This window comes from Ramlibacter sp. WS9, assembly GCF_003797765.1.
In the GTDB taxonomy this organism is placed as follows: domain Bacteria; phylum Pseudomonadota; class Gammaproteobacteria; order Burkholderiales; family Burkholderiaceae_C; genus Ramlibacter.
This window is the reverse complement of record NZ_RKMB01000091.1, coordinates 1-928: the sequence shown is the minus strand read 5'-3', so window position 1 is coordinate 928 and position 928 is coordinate 1. Positions and strand designations below refer to the sequence as shown.

General features: G+C 58.4%; 1 protein-coding gene and 1 pseudogene. One reads left to right on the top strand and one right to left on the bottom strand.

Annotated features, from left to right (window positions below):
- Positions 1–689: pseudogene (locus EEB15_RS33060) on the top strand (IS3-like element IS222 family transposase); the annotation flags it as partial.
- Here the strand turns inward: EEB15_RS33060 and EEB15_RS34405 are convergent.
- A partial coding sequence (locus tag EEB15_RS34405; RefSeq protein WP_233259729.1) for a hypothetical protein occupies positions 664–928 on the bottom strand: 265 nt, incomplete at its 5' end. The pseudogene EEB15_RS33060 and the gene EEB15_RS34405 sit on opposite strands and share 26 nt — an antisense overlap.

Genomic DNA, 928 nt, shown 5'->3' with positions numbered 1-928 from the left:
CCGGCAGCCGCAGCATTCTGGGCATGCTGCGCGAAGAGGGCGTGACCATCGGCCGTTTCCGAGTGCGTCGGTTGATGCGTGAGCTGGGCCTGGTCAGCAAGCAACCGGGCTCGCACGCCTACAAACAGGCCACGGTTGAGCGGCCGGATATCCCGAATCGGCTGAACCGCGAATTCGCGACCGAGCATCCCAATCAGGTGTGGTGTGGCGACATCACCTACGTCTGGGCGCAAGGCCGTTGGCACTACCTGGCCGCGGTGCTGGATCTGCATACCCGGCGGGTGATCGGCTGGGCGTTCTCGGCCAAGCCGGATGCCGAACTGGTGATCAAGGCCCTGGACATGGCCTACGAACAGCGCGGCAAGCCACAGCAGGTGCTGTTCCATTCAGACCAGGGCAGCCAGTACGCCAGCCGCCTGTTTCGGCAACGGCTCTGGCGCTATCGGATGCAGCAGAGCATGAGCCGTCGGGGGAATTGCTGGGATAACTCGCCGATGGAGCGCCTGTTCCGCAGTCTGAAGTCGGAGTGGGTCCCGTCAACGGGTTACCTGACGGCGCAGGAGGCCCAACGGGACATCAGTCATTACTTGATGCACCGCTACAACTGGATCAGGCCGCATCAATTCAACGACGGGTTACCACCTGCGGTGGCCGAAGAAAAACTCAACCCACTGTCCGGGATGGGTTGACCACTACACAGGCTTCAACCTCATCATCAGATAAAACGATAGTAGAAAGCCGAGGCTCCACCATAAAAGAGGTGGGCCTGTTGATTATCACAGCCATCATGGGGGTGATTGGAGCAATAATCTTGGGGCTATGTAGAGGGTTCCCGACACCCGTGACGTTATTAAAAAAGCCGTCTCCATATATGAACTCTTTTCCGGATGAAAAGAGAACGGCAAATTTTGCACGCCCTCCTATGCTA